Source organism: Pseudomonas sp. G2-4 (genome assembly GCF_030064125.1).
Lineage (GTDB): Bacteria > Pseudomonadota > Gammaproteobacteria > Pseudomonadales > Pseudomonadaceae > Aquipseudomonas.
On sequence record NZ_CP125957.1, the window covers coordinates 1,147,323 to 1,167,931 of the forward strand.

The window sequence follows — 20,609 nt, forward strand, 5'->3', positions numbered from 1 at the left end:
AATCAATCCAGTAAAGAAAGGGTGACCGGCGTCAGGTGATTGTCTTCGACCCGCACCAGCAGTTCGCCTTCGCCGAGTCGGGCGGTCAGGCGTTGGCCGGTCTGTGTTTGTCCGGCGTTGCGGATTGCATGGCCACGTTCGTCCAGCAAGATGCTGTAGCCCCGGCCGAGGGTCGCCAGGGGGCTGACGATGTGCAGCGTCTGCATCTGGTTGTGCAGCTGCACGCGTCGGGCTTTCAAGCCTTCGCGCATGGCTCGCGGCAGGCGTTCGGCCAGGCTGTCCAGGCGCTGGCGCAGCAACGCCAGATGCCGGCCCGGATGTTGCCCTGCCAGGCGGGTTTCCAGGCGGATCAGGCGTTCGCGGCGGGTATTGAGGCTGCGCTCGAAGGCCCGGCGCAGGCGCATGTCCAGATCGTCAAGGCGTTGGGCTTGCTGACGCAGGCGTTCGCCGGGGTGGCGCAGGCGCCGGGTGAGGCCTTCGAGGCGCAGCTGATCGCGCATCAGGCGGTCGCGCATACGCATCACCAGCCGGCGGTGCAGGCTTTCGACCCGGCGCACCAGGTCGCCGGCATCCGGAGCCAGCAGCTCGGCGGCGGCAGACGGGGTCGGGGCGCGCACGTCGGCGACGAAATCGCTGATGGACACGTCGGTTTCATGACCCACGGCGCTGACGATAGGCGTGACGCAGGCGTCCACCGCCCGGGCCACGGCTTCTTCGTTGAAGCACCACAAGTCTTCCAGCGAACCGCCGCCCCGGGCCAGGATCAGCGCATCGAAACCCCGGGCGTCCGCCAGCTTCAGGGCGCGGACGATCTGCGCGGTGGCTTCGCGACCCTGCACGGCGGTGGGGATCAGGGTCAGGGCGATCTGCGGTGCGCGGCGGCGGAAGACGCTGATGATGTCGCGGATCACCGCGCCGGTGGGCGAGCTGATGATGCCGATGCGTTGTGGGTGGGCCGGCAGCGGTACTTTGCGCTCGGCGCTGAACAGGCCCTCGGCGCTGAGCTTTTCCTTCAAGGCATCGAAGGCCAGGCGCAGGGCGCCATCGCCGGCCGGCTCCACGGTGTCGAGGATCAGTTGATAATCGCCACGGCCCTCGAACAGCGAAACCTTGCCGCGTACCTTCACCGCCAGCCCGTCCTTCAATGCTTGGCGCACTCGGGCGGCGTTCTGCCGGAACAGCGCGCAACGCACCTGGGCGCCGCTGTCCTTGAGGGTGAAGTACACGTGGCCGGAGGCCGGGCGGGCAAGGTTGGAGATTTCGCCCTCGACCCAGATGTTGCTGAACACGTCTTCGAGCAACACCCGCGCACGGCCGTTGAGCTGGCTGACAGTCAGGACCTCGCGGTCCAGGCCCAGTCGGGCAAAGGGATCTTTAATCATGGGCGGCATGATAAGGGCATTCGCCGGTGAATCTCCATGTGTGGAAACAAATCGGACCGAGTTGCCTTCATCGCGAGCAAGCTCGCTCCCACAGGGATCTTGGCTGGTTGCAAGATTTGTGAACACCAGGGATCACATTGTGGGAGCGAGCTTGCTCGCGATAGCGATAGGCCTGTCACCACAAATGCTGGATATGCCCTGACACATCTGGCTAAAGTCCCTGCTCGCCTCATCAAGGAAGTGCCGGATGAATCTTCTGTCTTGGCTGGGCCAGTGGGCATTTGCGCCTACGGAATGGCTGGTGATCGGCCTGGCCATCGCCCTGGCCTACATCGTGTTCGGCATCGCCGGGTTCGGCACGGCGTTGGTGGCCGCCCCCATCCTGCTGTTGTTCATGCCACTGTCGAAAATCATTCCGTTGCTGGTCTTGCTCGATTTTGTCGCGGCCTTCGGCAACCTTTTGCCATCGCGCCGGGACGTCTCCCGGCCTGAGCTGTTGCGATTGCTGCCGTGCATGGCGGTGGGCTGCACCCTAGGGGTGATTTTCCTGCTCAACCTCAAGTCCGACCTGTTGTTGCTGTTGATGGGGCTGTTCATCTGCAGCTATGCGATCTACAGCCTGTTGATAAAAAGACGGCCGGCGCAGTTGTCGGCGTTGTGGGCGTTCCCGATGGGCACGGTGGGCGGGATGTTCGGCGCATTGTTTGGCAGTGGCGGCTTTTTATATGCCATCTACTTGAACAGTCGCTTGTCCAAGGAAGCAGCCCGCGCCACCCAAAGCGCGCTGATCAGTTGCAGTACCGTGGTGCGCCTGAGCTTGTTCGCTGTCGCGGGGGTGTATGCCGAGCTACCCTTGTTGGTACTGGCGCTGTGTTTGTTGCCGGCCATGGCGCTGGGGCTGTGGGTGGGCCGTCGCCTGACCCTGCGAATGTCACGCGAGACGTTCGTGCGCCTGGTGACCTGGCTGGTGCTCGCCAGTGGCATCGCATTGATCGGCCGTTACCTGAGTGCTTGACCTGGCTCGGCCAGGGATTAAGCTGCCGGCCATCAACAGCCCCTGCACGGGAAGATCCAGGCTCGCCATGAATTCGCAAAGCATCATCGTCCCGAAAATTTCCACTTTGCCGGTCCACGAGCCTCGGGCCCGGGCCATCGTGCGCTGGCTGGTGCGCAAGAACATCGTCGAAGAACAACTGACCACCTGCGGGCGCACCGGCAATCGCATGGCCCACGCCATCGCCCCTGGCGCGCGGGCAGTGGTCTTGCATCCCGAGGCCTTGCCGTTCGGCGAAGCGATCAATGGCCTGGAGATCATCACCAAGCGCTGCATCTATACGCCGGCCAAGGGCTTTCTCGAAGAAGCGGGGTGCGCCGAGTGCCGTAAGGAGGTCGGCGAGGCGCTGTTCGAAAGCCTGGAAGACTGGATGCCGGCCCGCACCGACAACTTCACCTGCCCCGAGTGTGGGCACGAAGATGACATCAACGGCTTCCTGTTCCTGCAGCCCTGCGGCTTTTCGAACCTGGGGTTCATCTTCAACAACTGGCTCGAGGCCGGGTTCAAGCAGGACTTTCTCGATGAATTCGCCGATTGGCTGGATCTGCCGGTGAGTTGGGTGAGGGTGGAGTTGTAGATAGGCGCACAAGCCCCCGTGGCGAGGGAGCTTGCTCCCGCTGGGCTGCGGCGGCCCCCTATTTCCAGCCATGACATCGCAAGGGGACGCTGGCGCGTCCAGCGGGAGCAAGCTCCCTCGCCACAGGGGTTCTGTGTTGTATGAGAGTGTGGTGGTTTTGACCCGTCAATCAGCCCGCCAATAATAGACAGAGTTTTACATTGAGCCAGACGGGGTCCATGAGTATAATGGCGCGCTTCCATTTTCCCGCTCGGGAGCCCCCGCGATGCTGCGTATCAGCCAAGAAGCTCTGACCTTCGACGACATTCTCCTAGTGCCCGGTTATTCCGAGGTACTGCCTAACGAAGTCAGTCTCAAAACCCGTCTCACCCGTGGCATCGAACTGAATATCCCGCTGGTTTCCGCCGCCATGGACACCGTGACCGAAGCCCGTCTGGCCATTGCCATGGCCCAGGAAGGCGGTATCGGGATCATCCACAAGAACATGACCATCGAACAGCAGGCCGCCGAAGTGCGCAAGGTCAAGCGGTTCGAGGCTGGCGTGGTCAAGGACCCGATCACCATCGAGGCTGACGCCACGGTTCGCGATCTGTTCGAACTGACCCGCATGCACAATATCTCCGGCGTCCCGGTACTGCACGATGGCGACCTGGTCGGCATCGTCACCTCCCGCGACGTGCGTTTCGAGAATCGCCTGGATGCCACCGTCCGCCAAGTGATGACGCCTAAAGAGCGCCTGGTCACGGTCAAGGAAGGCACCAACAAGGACGAGGTCCGCGAATTACTGCACAAGCACCGCATCGAGCGCGTGCTGATCGTCGACGACAAGTTCGCCCTCAAGGGCATGATGACCGTCAACGACATCGAAAAAGCCAAGGCTTACCCGCTGGCCAGCAAGGACGACCAGGGTCGTCTGCGTGTAGGCGCTGCGGTCGGCACCGGCAAGGACACCGGTGACCGCGTTGCGGCCCTGGTCAATGCCGGCGTCGACGTGGTGGTGGTCGATACCGCCCACGGTCATTCCAAAGGCGTGATCGACCGCGTTCGCTGGGTCAAGCAGAACTTCCCTGACGTGCAGGTGATCGGCGGCAACATCGCCACCGGTGCCGCCGCCAAGGCCTTGGCCGAAGCCGGCGCCGACGCCGTCAAGGTCGGTATCGGCCCAGGCTCGATCTGCACCACCCGCATCGTTGCCGGTGTTGGTGTTCCTCAGATCAGCGCCATCGCCAACGTCGCCGCTGCCCTTGAAGGCACCGGCGTACCGTTGATTGCCGACGGCGGCATCCGCTTCTCCGGTGACCTGTCCAAGGCCATCGTGGCCGGTGCTTCCTGCGTGATGATGGGCTCGATGTTCGCCGGTACTGAAGAAGCACCGGGCGAGATCGAACTGTTCCAGGGCCGTAGCTACAAGGCTTATCGCGGCATGGGCTCGCTGGGCGCCATGTCCCAGGCCCAGGGCTCTTCCGACCGTTACTTCCAGGACTCCTCCGCGGGTGCCGAGAAGCTGGTGCCGGAAGGCATCGAAGGTCGCGTGCCGTACAAAGGCACCCTGAGCGCCATCATCCATCAACTGATGGGCGGCCTGCGTTCTTCCATGGGCTACACCGGCAGCGCCGACATCGAAGAGATGCGCACCAAGCCGGAGTTCGTCCGTATCACCGGCGCCGGCATGGCCGAGTCCCATGTCCACGACGTACAGATCACCAAGGAAGCGCCGAACTACCGAGTAGGGTAAGTCCTTGCGCAAAACGTTAATCACCGGGGCTGTTCATTCAGCCCCGAGTTGTTTCTGATTCACTACATGAGAATGAGTCATGGCCCTCGACATTCACGCTCACCGCATCCTGATCCTCGACTTCGGTTCCCAGTACACCCAGCTGATCGCCCGCCGCGTGCGTGAAATCGGCGTGTACTGCGAATTGCATCCGTTCGACATGGATGACGAAGCGATTCGCGAATTCGCGCCTAAAGGCGTCATCCTCGCCGGCGGCCCCGAGTCTGTGCACGAAGCCGACAGCCCACGCTGCCCGCAAGCCGTGTTCGACCTGGGCGTGCCCGTCTTCGGTATCTGCTACGGCATGCAGACCATGGCCGAGCAACTGGGCGGCAAGGTGGAAGGCTCCGACCTGCGTGAGTTCGGTTATGCCCGTGTCGACGTCGTCGGCAAGAGCCGCCTGCTGGACGGCATCGAAGACCACATCGACGCTGACGGCCTGTTCGGCCTCGACGTGTGGATGAGCCACGGTGACAAGGTCACCAAGATGCCGGAAGACTTCCACATCCTGGCCAGCACCCCGAGCTGCCCGATTGCCGGCATGTTCAACGATGACCGCCGTTACTACGGCGTGCAGTTCCACCCTGAAGTGACCCACACCAAGCAGGGCGGCCGCATCCTGTCGCGCTTCATCCTCGACATCTGCGAGTGCGAAGCCCTGTGGACCCCATCGAAAATCGCTGAAGACGCCATCGCCCAGGTGCGCGCCCAGGTCGGTACCGACAACGTGCTGCTGGGCCTGTCCGGCGGTGTGGACTCCTCGGTGGTCGCCGCGCTGCTGCACAAGGCCATTGGCGATCAACTGACCTGCGTCTTCGTCGACAACGGCCTGCTGCGTCTGCATGAAGGCGAGCAAGTGATGGCCATGTTCGCCGAGAACATGGGCGTCAAGGTGATCCGCGCCAACGCCGAGGAGCAGTTCCTGGGCAACCTGGCCGGCGAGTCCGACCCGGAGAAGAAACGCAAGATCATCGGCCGCACCTTCATCGACGTGTTCGATGCCGAATCCTGCAAGCTGGACAACATCAAGTACCTGGCCCAGGGCACCATCTACCCCGACGTGATCGAGTCGGCCGGCGCCAAGAGCGGCAAGGCCCACGTGATCAAGTCCCACCACAACGTCGGTGGCCTGCCAGAGGAAATGAACCTCAAGCTGGTCGAACCGCTGCGCGAACTGTTCAAGGACGAGGTCCGTCGCCTCGGTCTTGAACTGGGCCTACCGTACGACATGGTCTACCGCCACCCCTTCCCGGGCCCAGGCCTGGGCGTGCGGATCCTCGGTGAAGTGAAGAAGGAATACGCCGACCTGCTGCGTCGCGCCGACCACATCTTCATCGAAGAACTGCGCAAGGCCGACTGGTACCACAAGGTCAGCCAGGCCTTCGTGGTGTTCCAGCCGGTGAAATCGGTCGGCGTGGTCGGCGATGGTCGTCGCTACGCCTGGGTCGTGGCCCTGCGTGCCGTGGAAACCATCGACTTCATGACCGCTCGCTGGGCACACCTGCCGTACGAGCTGCTGGAAACTGTTTCCGGGCGGATCATCAATGAAATCGAAGGTATTTCTCGCGTGACTTACGACGTGTCGAGCAAGCCGCCGGCGACGATTGAGTGGGAATGAACTGACGTCCTTCGGGGATTATCGCCAGCCATCGAAAACCTGACGTAACGTGTTGACTTACAAGGAAATACGTCGCTTCAGCTATCGGTGGCTATCGCCGGCCAGCAGAACAGGTTGGCGGTAGAACTGGCGGTAAGAACCGGAGGCCGGATTAAAACCCTCCTGTTCACTTTCCAGGCCAAAACCGTCTTTGACGGTAAAAGTCTCCTCGGGAAAGCTTGTTTTATGCGGATTTCCGAGCATCGGCAGGTCCCCTGGCCCCTGGCCCCTGACGCCATAGCCCACTCCATGGTGTTTGCCGACGCTATGGTGACCCTTCCTGGGGCCTAGAGCCGATCGAACGGTTTTCGATCCAAGAGACAGTCGATGAACGCCCCGAGGAGGGCTGGTCGATGCTGGCGGCTGGGATAGTAGAGGAACAGCCCCGGGCGCGAAATCGACCAGTCCGGCAGGACCTGGACCAGCCGTCCCTGGGTCAAGAACTCGCCCACGCCATCTCGCTCAAAGTGATAGGCAATGCCGAGCCCGTTCAGCGCAGCAGCAATGCCGATGTCAGCGTGATTGGTGACGACGGGGCCGTCCACCGCCACTTCGAGTCGTTGCCCTCGTTTCTTGAACTCCCAACGATATTGCCTACCGTCCATCTGGAGCCGCCAGTTGATGCATGCATGGTTATGCAAATCGGCAGGTGACTTGGGTGTTCCTCGACGCGCGAGATAGTCTGGGGACGCCACGGCAACCATATTCAGGTCCGGCGTGAGGCGGACGGCAACCATATCTTTTTCGAGCTGCCCGCCCACACGGATGCCTGCGTCAAAGCGGCCAACGACGATATCCGCCAACGCGTCGTCGACCACGATGTCGAGAACCACGTCAGGGTGTGCTTGATGGAAGCGTGAAAGCCGTGGCGCGATGATGGTCCGCGCTGCGATCCCCAGCGTGTTGATGCGAAGCGTGCCGCTCATCTGTCCTGTCGCCTCGCTGGCTTGAGCGACTGCAGCAGCCATCTCCCGAAACAACGGCGCTATGCGCCTGTAGAGCAGTTCGCCACTGGCCGATGGCGCGACGCTTCGAGTTGTGCGATTCAGAAGGCGAGCGCCGATGCGACCTTCGAGCTGCCGGATGGTCTGGCTGAGTGCCGACGGCGATAGGCCCAAATGCTCTGCAGCTCGGGCAAAGCTCTGGCGCTCCACGATGGCTACGAAGGCCTTCAGCTCAGCGAAGTCGGATCCACGCATTCTGTATCGTTTCCTAAGCAACCTATAAAGATTCTAGTATATTCACTAAATTCACGTAGACACGCATCCTGAGGCCTTCGCTGACCCCATGGAGCCAAAACTTGAATACCTTGACCCTTCCTGAGCCTATTGCCGCGTACTTCGCGGCCGAACACAACCCCGACGCCTTGGCGCATTGCTTCACCGCGCAAGCCGTCATGAAGGACGACGGTCGTACCTACACGGGCATCGACGCCATCAAAACCTTTATGGCCGAGGCATCGCTCAAGTACAGCGCGACGAGCGTGCCGTTCGCCATTGAGCGAGAGGACGGCTTTCAACTGGTCCGCGCCAACGTCACCGGCAACTTCCCTGGCAGCCCGATCGTTCTGTCCTACCGCTTTCGCCTTGAACGCGGCCTGATCGCCTCGCTGGAGATCACGGCATGAGCTTCGACCTTCATCTGAATGGCCTGCGGGCATTGGTCACCGGCGGCACGCTGGGCCTTGGCGCCGCAGTCGTGAAAACCCTTGCGGAGGCCGGCGCTCGGGTGGCGACATCCGCGCGCACCGTGCCGGAGGAGCCGGTGGAGGGCGTCAACTACGTGGCTGCCGATCTGTCGACGGCCGAAGGTACGAATCACCTTGCTCAGACCGTCCTGCAGGACTGGGGCGGCGTCGATATCCTGATCAACGTGCTCGGCGGTTCGAAGACTCCCGGTGGCGGTTTCGCCGCGATCAGTGATGAGCACTGGTTCGCCGAGTTGAACCTGAACTTGATGCCTGCCGTACGCCTGGATCGTGCGTTGCTGCCAGCGATGCTGGCTCAGGGCTCCGGCGTCATCATCCACGTTAGCTCCATCCAGCGCGTGCTGCCGCTGCCCGAGTCCACCACCGCCTACGCCGCAGCCAAGGGAGCCCTCACGACCTACAGCAAGTCTCTGGCGAGAGAGGTGACGCCGAAGGGCGTTCGCGTGCTGAGCGTTGCGCCGGGCTGGATTGAGACCGAGGCTTCCGTAGCGTTTGCGCAGCGGATGGCGGCAGATGCCGGAACGGATTACGAGGGCGGCAAGAAAATCGTCATGGATTGGCTGGGAGGAATTCCAGTGGGCCGACCGGCCACACCACAAGAGGTGGCCGATTTGATCGCTTTCCTGGCGTCCCCGCGGTCCGCTTCGATCGCAGGGGCCGAGTATCGGATCGACGGGGGCACCGTTCCGACTCTTTAGCCAACAGCCGCGACCGGCTGAACACTGGCCGCGTGACCTCGCAGCATGGCCCCGGCGGGCGCCGAGGCTTTTCTCGAACCGGACGCGGCAGTTCTGCCGCGGTGACGAATTTTTGCGCTGCATTTCGTCGAGCACTGGGCAAACGCCCGGTACTGGGTCGGTGAAGCTCGTCGCGAGGCTTCGGAGTTCATGGTAGTGCCGGGAAGGTGGTCCCGTCACCTTTCGCTACGATTACCGCCTTGGAGCGCACCGGGAAGCGCTTATCATCGGGCTGCAACCCCATGGGTATTTCACTGGCATGGTTCATGGAGACTTGTCGCATGCCAATCAATTTTGCCTTTTTGAGACGCTGCTGTGTGCGGCTGCTTGAAAGAAGGAGAGGTTGTCATTTGACAACTCTGCGGGTCATGCGAATACTGGAGATCACGGATGATTCGTCCAACGCACCCGAAGAAAGAGATCGAAGACGCGCTCAGGCACGCCGAAGGGCGCGGGTGGCGCATAGAAGTTGGCGGCGGTCACGCCTGGGGACGGGTTTATTGCCCGTACAACGACGTGGAGTGCCGTTGTGGCGAGTTCTGCATCACATCGATATGGAGCACGCCGAAAAACCCTGGCAACCATGCGCGAGCGTTGCGGCGCGTTGTGGACAATTGCTCGACGCATCGCAATCGGCGTGATGCGGATTACGATGCTAAGGAATAGAACAATGGAATTTACCTTTACCTTGAAATATCAGCTTGCTGACGATGGCTGCGCCCTGGATGAACTGGTCGAGCGGCTGGGTGAAGCGGGCTGCGATGATGCCTTGGTAGGCATCGGGCAGCCGGGGCGGCTGGCGCTTGAGTTCACTCGCGACGCGCCTGATGCGGTTGAGGCTGTGCTTAGTGCGCTGGGCGACGTTCGCCGCGCCGTGCCATCGGCCAGACTGATCGAGGTTGCGCCTGATTTAGTCGGGCTGACCGACGTAGCCGAGATCGTCGGTGTTTCTCGGCAAAACATGCGCAAGCTGATGTTGGCTCATCCGGGCAGCTTTCCAGCGCCCGTGCACGAGGGGAGTACATCCATTTGGCACTTGGCGGACGTCCTGGCCTGGCTGCAGGCCAAGGGTAGCTATTCGCTGACCAAGAGCGTGTTGGATGTGGCCCAGGTGGCCTTGCAGGTCAACGTTGCGAAAGAAGGCCGGCGGTTACCAGGCATGGTTTCCAAAGAGTTGGAAGCTTTGGTTGGGTGACAATCTTGTGGCGTCGCTGAACTGGGATTCCACACGACTTCAGCGCCGCGCCACATCCGAAAAATAAAACTTATCCAGGGTATGCCTTGATTCGGTGTACTCGAACTGTCGGCCGTCTTGGAGAAAGGTCTGGTTGCTGACCACGATGACGTGGCTCTGGCCGTCGAGGTCCAAGTGTTGCTGGTCGTCCTTGCCGCAGCGGACCGCTTCGATGGTGCGCTGGGCATAGGCGATTTGCAGCTGCAGGGTCTGTTCGATGAAGGCGTAGATCGAGCGCTCGGCGATGTCGCGGGTCAGGCCGGGGATCACGTCGCTGACGAAATGGTTAATGTCCAGGATCACCCGTTTGCCGTCGATTCGTCGTACCCGCTTGATGCGCGTCACCTGGCTGCCGGCGGGTGCCTTGATGTGCTCGAGCAGGGCACCTTCCAGGGGCATCTGGCTGAGTTCGACCACTTCGGTGCTGACGTCGTCGCCCAGGCGCGGGTACGTCTCCTGGAAGCTGACGATGCCGCCGAGCTGGAATTCGATGGGGGAGGTCGACAGCACAAAGGTGCCCTTGCCATGGATCTTCTGGGCAAAACCACGTTCCTGAAGCTGTTCGATGGCCTTGCGCACAGTGCCGCGACTGGCCTGGTAGCTGTCCATCAGTTCGGTTTCCGAAGGCAAGCGGGCGCCACGCTCCAGGCGTTCGGTGGTAATGCTGGCCAGCAGATCGTTGTAGATCCGGTTGTATTTACTCATGGAGAGGGCTCTGTACCGCGCTGTTCACCGGGGCGGAACCTTAAGGGCCAATTGGGGGATTTGTCCATTCGGCTGTCATTATTTGATGAGAGGAGCGTAGGGGGTTTCCTGTTTTATCAGGGGTATCATAAACAATTTTAAAACTCGTCTGTACGAGTTGTTGATTTAACTCGTACAGACGAGTACTTTCCCTTCCACGTGCTGTCGACTCTCAATAACAAGAATGACGCGGAAGAAAAAAGCATGAGCCACGACTACTCCAAAATCGCCAGTGAGCTGCTGCAAAGCCTCGGTGGCGTCGACAATATCGAGCAAGCAGCTCATTGCGTGACTCGCCTGCGCCTGTCCCTCAAGGACGCCGCCCGGGTGAACAGCGCCACGCTGAACCAGATCGACCTGGTCAAGGGCTCGTTTTTTACCGGCGGGCTGTTCCAGGTGGTCATCGGCCCGGGCGAAGTGGAAAAGGTCTACGCCGCCCTGCGGGAGCTGACTGGACTTGCTGCCGCGACCATTGCCGACGTCAAGCGCCAGGGCGCGCAGAAGGGCAACGGCATGCAGCGCCTGGTGCGGGTGCTTTCCGACGTGTTCATGCCGATCCTGCCCGCCCTGGTGATCGCCGGCCTGTTGATGGGCGTCAACAACCTGCTGGGTGCCAAGGGCATGTTCATTGCCGGCCAGACGTTGCTCGACGCGTATCCGAACCTGGACGGTGTCTGGAGCCTGATCAACCTGATGGCCAACACCTCCTTCGTCTTTCTTCCGGCCCTGGTGGGCTGGTCGGCGGCCAAGCGTTTTGGCGGCAGTGAAATCCTCGGCATCGTGCTGGGCCTGATGCTGGTCCACCCTGACCTGCTCAACGCCTGGAACTACGGCAAGGCCGTGGCGGGGCTGGACGGCCAGAGCCTGCCCTATTTTGATATCTTCGGCTGGTTCCGGATCGAAAAAGTCGGCTACCAGGGGCAGATCCTGCCGATCCTGCTGGCGGCCTATGTCATGAGCGTGATCGAGAAATGGTTGCGTGCCAGGGTGCCCAACGCGATCCAGCTGCTGGTGATACCCATCACCACCATCGTGGTCACCGGGGTGCTGGCCCTCGCCATCATCGGTCCGGTCACCCGGCACCTGGGGATCCTGATCACCGAAGGCATGGTGGCGCTGTTCGACCTGGCGCCGGTGATTGGCGGGGCGATTTTCGGCCTGCTCTATGCGCCGCTGGTGGTCACCGGCATGCACCACATGTTCCTGGCGGTGGACCTTCAGTTGATCTCGACCCAGGGCGGGACCTTCATCTGGCCGATGATCGTCATGTCCAACCTGGCCCAGGGTAGCGCGGCGCTGGCGGTGTTCTACATGACCCGCAATGCCCGGGACAAAAGCATGGCGTCCACCTCGGCGATTTCCGCCTACTTCGGCATCACGGAGCCGGCGATGTTCGGGGTCAACCTGCGCTACAAATTTCCCTTTTATTGCGCCCTGGCCGGCTCGGCATTGGGCTGCATTTTCCTGTCGCTGAACAAGATCAAGGCCTCGGCCATTGGCGTGGGGGGCTTGCCGGGTTTCATTTCGATCGTTCCCGACGCCATACCCATGTTCGTGATCGGCATGGTCATCGCCATGAGCGTGCCCTTTGCCCTGACCTGCGCGTTGAGCATGAAGATCGTCCGGCCCGGGTATCGCGTCGCCTGACCCCCGTGTAGCCGGGCTACCTGCAATGAGACCTGCGGGCCAGCACTCAACAGACTGAAGGAATCTCGCCATGCAAGACTGGCAACGCTCAGTGATCTACCAGATTTATCCAAAGAGTTTCTACAGCCACGGCGGCCAGGCCACCGGTGACTTGCTGGGCGTCGTGGACAAGCTCGACTACCTGCACTGGCTGGGAGTCGATTACCTGTGGCTCACCCCGTTCCTGCGTTCCCCGCAACGGGACAACGGCTATGACATCAGCGATTACTACGCCATTGACCCCAGCTACGGCACCATGGCCGATTGCGAGTTGTTGATCGCCGAAGCCAACAGGCGCGGCATCAAGCTGATGCTCGATATCGTCGTCAACCACACCTCCATCGAGCATCCCTGGTTCCAGGCCGCCCGCAGCAGCCTCGACAACCCGTACCGCGATTTTTACATCTGGCGTGACCAGCCCAACAGCTGGGAGTCCAAATTCGGTGGCTCGGCCTGGGAGTACGAAGCACAGACAGGCCAGTATTACCTGCACCTGTTCGACCACACCCAGGCGGATCTGAACTGGGACAACCCCCGGGTGCGCGCCGAAGTGTTCAAGATGATGCGCTTCTGGCGAGACAAGGGGGTGGGGGGCTTCCGTCTCGATGTGATCAACCTGATCTCCAAGCCGGCCGATTTTCCTGACGACCACACCGACGGCCGTCGCTTCTATACCGATGGCCCCAACGTACACCGCTACCTGCAGGAAATGCATCGGGAAGTTTTCGAAGGTTTCGACCTGATCAACGTTGGCGAGATGTCGTCCACCAGCCTTGAACACTGCGTTCGCTACTCGTGCCCGGACTCACGGGAGTTGTCGATGACCTTCAATTTCCATCACTTGAAGGTGGATTATCCGAACCTGCAAAAGTGGGTGCGGGCCGACTTCGATTTTTTCCAGCTCAAGCGCATCCTGTCCGACTGGCAGACCGGCATGCAGGCGGGTGGCGGCTGGAACGCACTGTTCTGGTGTAATCATGATCAGCCGCGGGTGGTGTCGCGTTTCGGCCATGACGGCGAGTATCGGGAGGTCTCGGCGAAAATGCTCGCCACCGCACTGCACTTTCTCCAGGGCACGCCTTTCGTGTACCAGGGCGAGGAGCTGGGGATGACCAATCCGGGTTTCGATCACATCGATCAATACCGCGATGTGGAAACCTTGAACATCTATCGCCTCAAGCGCAACGCCGGCATGCCTGAAGCCGAGGCCATGGCGCCGATCATGCAAAAGTCCCGCGACAACGGACGCACGCCGATGCAGTGGAGTGCCGGGCCGAACGCCGGTTTCAGTTGTGCCGAACCCTGGATCGACGTACCCGACAATGCGGCCTTCATCAACGTCGAGCAGCAACTGCAAGACTCGACTTCTGTCCTGCATTACTACCGTCGCCTGATTTCCTTGCGCCGCAGCGAAGCCCTGATCCAGGACGGTGTCTATCGCCTGCTACTGCCAGACCATCCTCATGTGTGGGCATACCTGCGCGAGGGGCAGGGCGAGCGCCTGCTGGTTGTCAGCCACTTTTACGGTGGCGACTGCGAAGTCCAGTTGCCCGAAGGCGTTCTCACCGGCAACACGAAGCAACGATGGGTGCTCGGCAACTACGACCGCCAACACCGTGAGCGACGATTGTTCCTACGCCCCTACGAGTCGTTCGTGCTGCACCTGAACGACTGAATAAACGTTATTTCTGACCCAGGCATTGCCTGATAGCGACCACGTTGCGCTCGACGCACCGTGTGCCCTTTGTCGCCCATTCGTTGGCAGGCGAAGGGAGATTGAAGTGCATCAAAAAACAATAAAAAAGAAGGAGCGGTATATGAAAACAACAATAAATCGTGGTCTTGCAGTGTCTTGTATTTGCCTGGCATTGCCATTCCCGGCCCAGGCGCTGGAGTTCTCCGGCTACCTGCGCAGTGGCGTCGGCAGTGCCACCAATGGCCGCTCCCAATCCTGTTTCCAGTTGCCCGGGGCGCAAAGCAAATATCGATTGGGCAACGAGTGCGAACAATATGGCGAACTGGAGCTGCGCCAGGATCTTTTCACCCTCGACGACGGCTCGGTGCTGAGCGTGGATGGCATGGCTTCGTTGTACAACCGCTACGACCGCACGCCGACGTTCCAGGGCGAAAAAGGCGCGGCACGGATGCCGCAGATGTATGCCCAGTGGTCGAACATGCCCAGCCTGAACGGAGGCTCGCTCTGGGCCGGCCGACGTTACTACAAACGTAACGACATCCACATTTCCGATTTCTACTACTGGAATCAGAGCGCCACCGGGGCCGGGATCGAGGACGTGTTGATCGGTGGGTTGAAATACAGCTACGCCTTCTCGCGCAAGGACAACCTCTACCAGAAAGACCCGGTCAACCGGCATGACTTCAACGTGGGCGGCTTCAATACCAACCCCGGCGGCGAACTGGAGTTCGGGGTGAGCCTGATCGACCGGGCGAGCCGGCGCGATGCCCATCGCGGTTGGGCCCTGACCACCCAGCATGTGCAGCAGGACTTCCTTGGCGGCAAGAATAAACTGGCCTTGCAATACGGCGAGGGGCCAGGCACCGGGCTGGGTTATACCGGCGATACCGGGCTGGACGACAGCAACAAGAGCTATCGTCTGGTGGAGTTTTTCGATTGGCAGGTGACGCCGCGTTTCGGCGGGCAAGTGCAGGCGGTGTACCAGAAGGACTTCCGACCCGATGGCGCCGACCAGGACTGGCTATCCCTGGGGGTACGTCCGGCCTACGCCATCACTGATCAGTTCAAGCTGGTGGCCGAACTGGGTCATGACCAAGTGCAGGCCAGCGATGGAACGCGCAAGCTGAGCAAATTCACCTTTGCCCCTACTTGGTCGCCCAAGGGCCCGGAATTCTGGGCTCGCCCGGAAGTACGACTGTATTACACCTACGCCAGCTGGAACGCGGCGGCCCAGCGCGCGGCCAATGAACTGGCGGCCGGTTCGGCGCTGTCCGACACCGGGGCATTTGGCGGCACGCGGCATGGTTCCAACGTGGGCGTGCAGGTTGAATACTGGTGGAAATGACCCGTGTGGCGCGGGTCGGTGAACACGCTCTGCCCTCGATGCGAAAAGAACAGACAGCAGCAGGTGAAGTCATGAACACAACGCAACCTTTGCAATTGCTCGCACCGTTGTCCGGGGTCTTGATGCCCTTGGACGACGTGCCGGATCCGGTCTTTTCCAACCGTGTAGTGGGGGATGGAATCTGCATCGATCCGACTTCGCAGACCCTTTGCGCCCCATTGTCCGGTGTCATCGGTACCCTTCAGGACAGCGCCCATGCGGTGAGTATCACCGATGACAACGGCGTTCAGGTGCTGATGCACATCGGTCTGGATACGGTGAACCTGGCGGGCAAGGGTTTTACTCCGCGGGTTGAAATGGGGCAACGAGTGGAAGCGGGTCAGCCGCTGATCGACTTCGATGCCGACTACATCGCCTTGCACGCGCGCAGTCTGTTGACGCTGATGCTGGTGGTCAGCGGCGAAGCCTTCACCCTGATACCAGCCCAGTCGTCCTGCGTGGAAAGCGGTCAGCCGCTGCTGCGGATGAGTCAAGGAGCGCAAGGGCAGGACGCGCAGGCGCAACAGGGCTCGGTACTGTTTTCCAAGCCGCTGATCCTGCCTAACGACAGCGGTCTGCATGCGCGTCCCGCGGCAGTGTTCGCCCAGGCGGCCAAAGGCTTTGATGCGAACATCTGTCTGCACAAGCAGCAGGCCAGCGCCAACGGCAAATCCCTGGTGGCGATCATGGCGTTGCAAACGGTCAAGGGCGACAGTTTGCAGATCAGTGCCGCCGGTCCACAGGCCAAACAGGCGCTCGAGGCATTGACGCAATTATTGTTGGCGGGCTGCGGCGAATCCGTCCAGGCGCAGCCGACGCCAGAGGTGCACGTGTGCGTCGAATCGCCCACGCCTGATCGGTGGCAAGGCGTGTGTGCCTCGCCAGGCTCGGTGTCGGGTGTGGTGGTGCAGATCGCCACCCAGACGTTGGAAGTGCAAGAGCCAGGCGCGGGAGTCGAGACCGAGCAACCCCTTCTGGACCAGGCGTTGAACCAGGCGAACCAGGCATTGAAGGCGTTGCAGAGCGAGAGTGCAGGCAGTGTCCAGGCGCAGATTTTTGCCGCTCATCAGGAGCTGCTGGAAGACCCCACCTTGCTGGAGCAGGCTCGGGATTTGATCGTCGAAGGCAAGAGCGCGGCCTTTGCCTGGAAAGCCGCCACCGAGGCGACCGCCACGCAGTTCCAGCAATCGGGCAGTGCCTTGCTGGCCGAGCGGGCGATGGATCTGTCCGATGTCGGGCATCGGGTCCTCAAGCTGATTCTCGGCGTACACGACAACGCCTGGGACCTTCCTGAGCAGGCGATCCTGGTGACCGCGCAACTGACGCCGTCCCAGACTGCCAATCTGGACACCTCGCGAATCGCCGGTTTCGTCACGGTGGGTGGCGGTGCTACCAGCCATGTGGCGATCCTCGCCCGTGCACTGGGCCTGCCGTCCTTGTGCGGCGTGCCTGAGCAGGTATTGACCCTCGCCAACGGTACCCCGGTGCTGCTGGATGCCGACAGCGGTGAGCTGCACTTGAATCCAGACCCGGCCCGGATCGAACAACTCCAAGCCTCCCGCGAACGGCAGTTGCGACGGCAGCGGCGTGACCTTGAACAATCGGCCCTGGCGGCCCGTACCCTTGACGGTCATCGAGTCGAGGTCAGTGCCAATGTCGGCTCGCTACGGGACGTGGAGCAGGGCATGACCCTGGGAGGGGAAGGAGTGGGGCTGCTGCGCTCTGAACTGCTTTACCTGGATCGTTCGCAGCCACCCGGCCATGACGAGCAAGCGGCCCTGTACTGCGCTGTCGCCCGGGCTCTGGGCTCCGAACGCAATTTGGTGGTACGCACCTTGGACGTGGGCGGGGACAAGCCGCTGGCCTATGTGCCAATGGCCCGGGAGGCCAACCCGTTCTTGGGCATGCGCGGTATTCGCCTGTGCCTGGAGCGACCGCAGTTGTTACGCGAGCAATTTCGGGCAATTCTCGCCGGTTCGGGGCTGACGCGGCTGCACATCATGCTGCCAATGGTCACGCAACTGTCGGAGTTGCGGCTGGCGCGGCAGATGCTGGACGAGGAGGTGCGCAACCTCGGCCTGTCGCAAACGCCGAAGCTGGGCATCATGATCGAAGTGCCGGCGGCGGCGCTGATGGCCGACCTGTTTGCTCCCGAAGTGGATTTCTTCTCCATCGGGACCAACGACCTGACCCAGTACACCCTGGCCATGGACCGCGACCACCCGCGCCTGGCCAGCCAGGCCGATGGCTTGCATCCGTCGGTGTTGCGCCTGATCGCCCGAACGGTCGAGGCCGCTCACGCCCATGGCAAATGGGTCGGGGTGTGTGGCGCGCTGGCATCGGAATCCTTGGCCGTACCGGTGTTGCTAGGGCTCGGCGTAGATGAGCTATCGGTCAGCGTGCCACTGATTCCGGCAATCAAGGCCCGCGTGCGTGAATGGGACCTGGGCGAATGTCGCACGCTGGCCCAACAGGCCTTGGCCCAGGAAAACGCAGAGCAGGTGCGCGACCTCTTGCGTAGGCATTCATCCACGGCCAGTCCGGCCACCCTGGTCATGGAGCATTGAACATGTTCGACAAACTGCAACAGGCATTCTGGAAAGCCCTGACCCCCGACCTGGTACCGGAAGAGCCCAGGCCAGTGACAGCGGTTGGTGAGTTGTCACCAGCCATCATCGCCGCGTTGGGCGGCACGGATAACCTCACGCACCATCAACCCGTGGCACTGACGCGGCTGCGGGTGGAGTTGCGGGATGTGGCGAGGATCGATCGATCGGGGTTGAGTGCGGCTGGGGTGGTTGGGGTGATGACACTGGAGAACGGCGTGATGCATTTGATCACGGGTTTGCCGAGCTGACCGCAAGACGATTGGCGGTGTTGCGACGCACTCGGGAGAGCCCTGTGGATAACTTCCCCAGGGCTTTTTCATTTTGTTTTTTTCATTTTTGCTGGCCTTACTGTTTCTCATCTGCGGGTGTATCGTATTCGCCTTTTGCGGGCCCAACGGTTCGCGCGGATTCAATAGGTGGTTGCGTTCATGTCCTTTTCCCGTCGCCAAATACTCGGTGGCCTGGCCGGTCTTGTTGTCGTTGGCGTAGGCGCGGGGGGCGCATCGCGGTATTGGCTGGGCAAGATGGCCGACGCAGAGGCGGGTCACGACTATGAACTGATCGCGGCGCCCCTGGACGTTGAGCTGGTGGCTGGGCATAAGACCCAGGCTTGGGCGTTTGGTCCGTCAGCCCCGGGCACTGAGCTGCGGGTGCGCCAGGGCGAGTGGCTGCGAGTGCGCTTCATCAATCACCTGCCGGTGGCCACCACCATTCACTGGCACGGGATCCGTCTGCCGCTGGAGATGGACGGCGTGCCGTACGTCTCGCAACTGCCGGTGCTGCCGGGCGAGTACTTCGATTATAAATTCCGCGTGCCGGACGCCGGCAGCTATTGGTATCACCCCCACGTCAACAGCAGCGAAGAGCTCGGGCGTGGGCTGGTGGGGCCGCTGATCATCGAAGAGCGCGAACCCACCGGCTTCAAATACGAACAGACCCTGAGCCTGAAGAGCTGGCACGTGGATGAACAAGGCGAATTCGTCGCCTTCAGCATTCCCCGTGAGGCGGCCCGTGGCGGCACGGCCGGGCGCCTGGCGACCATCAACGGCGTGCCGCAGGCGGTGATTGATCTGCCAGCCGGGCAGATCACCCGGGTGCGCTTGCTCAACCTGGACAATACCCTGACCTACCGCCTCAATATTCCAGGTGTCGAAGCGCAGATCTATGCGCTGGACGGCAACCCCATCGAACCGCGCCCGCTGGGCAAGGAATACTGGCTTGGCCCGGGCATGCGCATTTGCCTGGCGATCAAGGCGCCGCCGGCCGGCGAGGAGTTGTCGTTGCGCAATGGTCCGGTGCGCCTGGGCACCCTGCGCTCGGTGCCTAACAGTGACGCACCGAGCCAATGGCCGCCGGCCCTGCCGCCCAACCCGGTGTCCGAGCCGGACCTGGCCAATGCCGAGAAACTCAACTTCAATTTCGAATGGGTCGGTTCGGTGTCGGTCAACGTCGACAACGGCAAGCCGCCGAGCCTGTGGCAGATCAACGGCAAGGCCTGGGACATCACCGACAAGACCTGCGCCGACCGGCCAATTGCCACGCTGAAAAAAGGCCAGAGCTACATTTTTGAATTGAAGAACATGACTCAGTATCAGCACCCGATCCACTTGCATGGCATGAGCTTCAAGGTGATCGCGTCCAACCGCCACAAAGTCGTGCCGTACTTCACCGACACCTACCTGCTAGGCAAGAACGAGCGGGCGCAGGTGGCGTTGGTGGCGGATAATCCAGGCGTGTGGATGTTCCACTGCCATGTGATCGACCACATGGAAACCGGCCTGATGGCCGCCATCGAGGTGGCGTGATGCGTCAGATTCGCCCCGCCAAAATCATTGACCGCAGCCGTGACCAGGACTTCATGCGCGAAGCCTTGGCCCTCGCCGCACAAGGCGCTGCCCTGGGTGAAGTGCCGGTGGGCGCGGTGCTGGTGCAGGACGGCGAAATTATCGGGCGTGGCTTCAACTGCCCGATCAGCGGCCACGACCCCAGCGCCCACGCGGAAATGGTCGCCATCCGCGCCGCCGCCCAGGCGGTGAGCAACTATCGCCTGCCCGGCAGCACGCTCTATGTGACGCTGGAGCCGTGCAGCATGTGCGCCGGCCTCATCGTCCACTCGCGCATCGCCCGGGTCGTCTACGGCGCCCTGGAGCCCAAGGCCGGCATCGTGCAGAGCCAGGGGCAGTTTTTCAGCCAGGGGTTCCTGAATCATCGGGTGATGTACGAAGGGGGCGTGCTGGCCGAGGAGTGCAGCGCGGTGTTGAGCGAGTTCTTCAAGGCGCGAAGAGCCAAATCGCAAGATTGAACATCACCCCGTGGCGAGGGAGCTTGCTCCCGCTGGGCTGCGCAGCAGCCCCAAACCATTTAGCA

Annotated in this window: 19 protein-coding genes; 15 read left to right on the forward strand and 4 right to left on the reverse strand. The window is 61.6% G+C overall.

Annotation, left to right across the window (positions count from 1 at the left end):
- Positions 1-2 precede the first annotated feature (2 nt).
- The gene (gene xseA, locus QNH97_RS05030; protein WP_283555874.1) at positions 3-1,382 is read right to left on the reverse strand and encodes an exodeoxyribonuclease VII large subunit; all 1,380 of its coding nucleotides are present in this window, start codon (positions 1,380-1,382) and stop codon (positions 3-5) included.
- A 247-nt stretch (positions 1,383-1,629) separates the two neighbouring features.
- Here xseA and QNH97_RS05035 point away from each other — a divergent pair, with 247 nt between their 5' ends.
- From QNH97_RS05035 to guaA, 4 genes are all read left to right on the forward strand, one after another.
- Complete coding sequence (locus tag QNH97_RS05035) at positions 1,630-2,397, forward strand: sulfite exporter TauE/SafE family protein (protein ID WP_283555875.1); 768 nt, start codon at positions 1,630-1,632, stop codon at positions 2,395-2,397.
- A 67-nt stretch (positions 2,398-2,464) separates the two neighbouring features.
- Complete coding sequence (locus tag QNH97_RS05040) at positions 2,465-3,013, forward strand: sugar ABC transporter ATPase (RefSeq protein ID WP_123342625.1); 549 nt, start codon at positions 2,465-2,467, stop codon at positions 3,011-3,013.
- Between the two features lie 265 nt (positions 3,014-3,278).
- On the forward strand, positions 3,279-4,748 hold the full coding sequence (gene guaB / locus QNH97_RS05045; protein WP_283555876.1) for an IMP dehydrogenase: 1,470 nt from the start codon (positions 3,279-3,281) through the stop codon (positions 4,746-4,748).
- Between the two features lie 79 nt (positions 4,749-4,827).
- Positions 4,828-6,405: a glutamine-hydrolyzing GMP synthase gene (guaA, locus tag QNH97_RS05050; RefSeq protein WP_025212022.1), complete on the forward strand. Its 1,578-nt coding sequence runs from the start codon at positions 4,828-4,830 to the stop codon at positions 6,403-6,405.
- A gap of 81 nt (positions 6,406-6,486) precedes the next feature.
- Here guaA and QNH97_RS05055 read toward each other — a convergent pair whose 3' ends face one another.
- Both QNH97_RS05055 and QNH97_RS05060 read right to left on the reverse strand, forming a co-directional pair.
- Positions 6,487-6,648: a hypothetical protein gene (locus tag QNH97_RS05055; protein WP_283555877.1), complete on the reverse strand. Its 162-nt coding sequence runs from the start codon at positions 6,646-6,648 to the stop codon at positions 6,487-6,489.
- 83 nt (positions 6,649-6,731) lie between these two features.
- Positions 6,732-7,643: a LysR family transcriptional regulator gene (locus QNH97_RS05060; protein WP_283555878.1), complete on the reverse strand. Its 912-nt coding sequence runs from the start codon at positions 7,641-7,643 to the stop codon at positions 6,732-6,734.
- A gap of 101 nt (positions 7,644-7,744) precedes the next feature.
- Here QNH97_RS05060 and QNH97_RS05065 point away from each other — a divergent pair, with 101 nt between their 5' ends.
- The 4 genes from QNH97_RS05065 to QNH97_RS05080 all read left to right on the forward strand — a co-directional run bounded on the left by QNH97_RS05065 (position 7,745) and on the right by QNH97_RS05080 (position 10,084).
- Positions 7,745-8,071, forward strand: a complete 327-nt coding sequence (locus QNH97_RS05065; RefSeq protein WP_283555879.1) for a nuclear transport factor 2 family protein — start codon at positions 7,745-7,747, stop codon at positions 8,069-8,071.
- On the forward strand, positions 8,068-8,850 hold the full coding sequence (locus tag QNH97_RS05070) for an SDR family oxidoreductase (protein WP_283555880.1): 783 nt from the start codon (positions 8,068-8,070) through the stop codon (positions 8,848-8,850). The genes QNH97_RS05065 and QNH97_RS05070 overlap by 4 nt, the downstream gene beginning before the upstream one ends.
- A gap of 429 nt (positions 8,851-9,279) precedes the next feature.
- Entirely contained in the window at positions 9,280-9,555 is a 276-nt protein-coding gene (locus QNH97_RS05075) for a hypothetical protein (RefSeq protein ID WP_092474081.1), read from the forward strand.
- A 4-nt stretch (positions 9,556-9,559) separates the two neighbouring features.
- Complete coding sequence (locus QNH97_RS05080; protein ID WP_283555881.1) at positions 9,560-10,084, forward strand: helix-turn-helix transcriptional regulator; 525 nt, start codon at positions 9,560-9,562, stop codon at positions 10,082-10,084.
- 39 nt (positions 10,085-10,123) lie between these two features.
- On the opposite strand, the gene treR is transcribed toward QNH97_RS05080, so the two are convergent.
- A complete protein-coding gene (gene treR / locus QNH97_RS05085) occupies positions 10,124-10,828 on the reverse strand; it encodes a trehalose operon repressor (protein WP_283555882.1) in 705 nt (234 codons plus the stop codon).
- A gap of 243 nt (positions 10,829-11,071) precedes the next feature.
- On the opposite strand from treR, the gene treP reads away from it, so the two are divergent.
- The 7 genes from treP to tadA all read left to right on the forward strand — a co-directional run bounded on the left by treP (position 11,072) and on the right by tadA (position 20,544).
- Positions 11,072-12,514, forward strand: a complete 1,443-nt coding sequence (gene treP, locus QNH97_RS05090; protein ID WP_283555883.1) for a PTS system trehalose-specific EIIBC component — start codon at positions 11,072-11,074, stop codon at positions 12,512-12,514.
- Positions 12,515-12,584: 70 nt separating this feature from the next.
- The gene (treC, locus tag QNH97_RS05095; RefSeq protein WP_283555884.1) at positions 12,585-14,228 is read left to right on the forward strand and encodes an alpha,alpha-phosphotrehalase; all 1,644 of its coding nucleotides are present in this window, start codon (positions 12,585-12,587) and stop codon (positions 14,226-14,228) included.
- 142 nt (positions 14,229-14,370) lie between these two features.
- Complete coding sequence (locus tag QNH97_RS05100) at positions 14,371-15,594, forward strand: maltoporin (protein WP_283555885.1); 1,224 nt, start codon at positions 14,371-14,373, stop codon at positions 15,592-15,594.
- A gap of 71 nt (positions 15,595-15,665) precedes the next feature.
- Positions 15,666-18,200: a phosphoenolpyruvate--protein phosphotransferase gene (ptsP, locus tag QNH97_RS05105; RefSeq protein ID WP_283555886.1), complete on the forward strand. Its 2,535-nt coding sequence runs from the start codon at positions 15,666-15,668 to the stop codon at positions 18,198-18,200.
- Between the two features lie 2 nt (positions 18,201-18,202).
- Complete coding sequence (locus tag QNH97_RS05110; protein WP_283555887.1) at positions 18,203-18,490, forward strand: PTS sugar transporter subunit IIB; 288 nt, start codon at positions 18,203-18,205, stop codon at positions 18,488-18,490.
- A gap of 180 nt (positions 18,491-18,670) precedes the next feature.
- Positions 18,671-20,047: a multicopper oxidase family protein gene (locus QNH97_RS05115; protein ID WP_283555888.1), complete on the forward strand. Its 1,377-nt coding sequence runs from the start codon at positions 18,671-18,673 to the stop codon at positions 20,045-20,047.
- Entirely contained in the window at positions 20,047-20,544 is a 498-nt protein-coding gene (gene tadA, locus QNH97_RS05120) for a tRNA adenosine(34) deaminase TadA (protein WP_025212032.1), read from the forward strand. The genes QNH97_RS05115 and tadA overlap by 1 nt, the downstream gene beginning before the upstream one ends.
- The last annotated feature ends 65 nt before the right edge of the window (positions 20,545-20,609 follow it).